Here is a 1893-nt window from a genome sequence, read left to right as displayed (position 1 = left end):
AAAGCCGGGCTTGTAGCCGTTGTCGGCGGGCGATTGCGGCCCGACGCCCGGCGCCGGGCAATAGGCGTTCATCGACCAGCTGTAGCCCGAGGAGGTCGAGACCACGTCGAACATCTTTTGCCGGTCCAGCCCCAGCTTGTCGGCCAGGGCGAAGGCCTCGCAGGTGGCGATCATGGTCACGCCCAGGATCATGTTGTTGCAGATCTTCGCCGCCTGGCCCGCGCCCGAGACGCCGCAATGCACCGCCTTCTGGCCCATGACGTCGAAAAGCGGCCGCACCGTCGCGAAGGCCGCCTCCGAGCCGCCGACCATGAAGGTCAGCGTGCCGGCCGCAGCGCCGCCGATCCCGCCCGAGACCGGCGCGTCGAGCGCGCCGAGCCCCGCCGCCTGCGCCTGCGCCGCCACGGCGCGCGCGCTCTCCACGTCGACCGTCGAGCAATCGCAGAGCACCGCGCCCGCGGCCATGGCCGGGATCACCTCTGCCGCCACCGCGCGCAGGATGGCGCCGTTCGGCAGCATGGCGATGACCACATCGGCGCCCGCAGCCGCCTCGGCCGCCGTCGCGGCCCGGGTCACGCCCTCGGGCATCGGCGCGGCCAGGTCGAAGCCCGCGACCGCGTGCCCGGCCCTGGCCAGATTGGCGGCCATCGGCCCGCCCATATTGCCCAATCCGATGAAACCGATCTTCATTCGCTGTCCTCCCAGTTCAATTCGCCCTCGCCCAGCGGCGCCAGCATGGCCGCGACATGCGCCGGGCCGGCATCGGCGGACCAGCGCGGGTTGCGGTCCTTGTCGATGATCTGCGCCCGCACCCCTTCCAGGAAATCGCTTTCCGCCGTGGCGCGGGCGGTGAAGCGCAGCTCGCGCGACAGGCTCTCGCGGATGTCGCGGTCGCCGCGCGCCGCCCTGACCAGCGCCAGCGTCGCCGCCAGCGACAGCGGTGAGTTGCGGCCCAGCACCTTCAGCGCCGCTTCGTCGCCCGCCGCCTGCAGCGCCGCGGTAATCTCGGCCACCGATGCCGCGCCGAAGGCCGACAGGTCGCGGTCCCCGAGCGGCGCCTCGGGGGCGGGGTGGGGCAGGATCAGGTTCACGTCGCCGGTCTCGGCCAGCCGGTCCTTCAGCGCCGGCCAGTCCGCCTCGGGGACGAAACTGTCGGCGAAGCCGGCGAAGATCGCGTCGCCCGGCCCCATGCGGGCGCCGGTCAGGCCCAGGTATTCGCCGCAGCGCCCGGGCGCATGGGCCAGCAGCCAGCTGCCGCCGACGTCCGGGATCATGCCGATGCCGGTCTCGGGCATGGCGACCTGGGTGGTCTCGCCGACGATGCGGTGGCTGGCGTGGCCGCCGACGCCGACGCCGCCGCCCATGACGAAGCCCTGCATGAAGGCGACCACGGGCTTGGGATAGCCGGCGATGCGGGCGTTCATGACATATTCGTCGCGAAAGAACGCGCGCCCCAGCCGGTGGTCGCCCGCAAGCCCGGCGCGATAGACCGCGGCGATGTCGCCGCCCGCGCAGAAGGCGCGCTCGCCCGCGGCGTCGATGACGACCAGCGCCACCTCGGGATCGTCCCGCCAGGCGCGCAGCGCCGCGTCGATCACCTGCACCATCTCGTGGCTCAGCGCGTTCAGCGCCTGCGGCCGGTTGAAGGTCAGCCGTCCGGCGCGGCGGTCCTTGCGGGCAATCATCTCGGATCGGGGCATCTCGGATCGGGGCATCTCGGCTTCGGGCATTTCGGTCATCGGTCTCGCTCCGCCAGCAGGGCGCGGCCGACGATCAGCCGCATGATCTCGTTGGTGCCTTCCAGGATCTGGTGCACGCGCAGGTCGCGCACGATCTTCTCGATGCCGTAATCGGCCAGGTAGCCATAGCCGCCATGCAGTTGCAGGCACTGGT

General features: G+C 71.9%; 3 protein-coding genes. All 3 read right to left on the bottom strand.

From position 1 onward, the window contains the following. Positions 1-690: 3-hydroxyisobutyrate dehydrogenase (mmsB, locus tag E3D03_RS20590; RefSeq protein ID WP_263568501.1), on the bottom strand; the 690-nt coding region annotated here is incomplete at its 3' end. Then, positions 687-1739 (bottom strand): enoyl-CoA hydratase/isomerase family protein, encoded by a 1053-nt coding sequence (locus E3D03_RS20585; RefSeq protein WP_263568500.1) that lies wholly within the window; start codon positions 1737-1739, stop codon positions 687-689. The genes E3D03_RS20585 and mmsB, both read right to left, overlap by 4 nt. After that, positions 1736-1893, bottom strand: a 158-nt coding sequence (locus E3D03_RS20580; RefSeq protein ID WP_263568502.1) for an acyl-CoA dehydrogenase family protein, incomplete at its 5' end; no start/stop codon positions are given. The genes E3D03_RS20580 and E3D03_RS20585, both read right to left, overlap by 4 nt.

The sequence above is a fragment of the Paracoccus sp. DMF genome, assembly GCF_004407025.1.
GTDB classification, from domain to species: Bacteria; Pseudomonadota; Alphaproteobacteria; order Rhodobacterales; family Rhodobacteraceae; genus Paracoccus; species Paracoccus aminovorans_B.
The sequence above is the reverse complement of the archived record's forward strand: the minus strand, read 5'-3'. Positions and strand labels throughout refer to the sequence as shown.

Bases quoted from the DNA above. Each gene is read 5' to 3' on its own strand.
- E3D03_RS20585 (WP_263568500.1), bottom strand. From the start codon at position 1,739: ATGACCGAAATGCCCGAAGCCGAGATGCCCCGATCCGAGATGCCCCGA.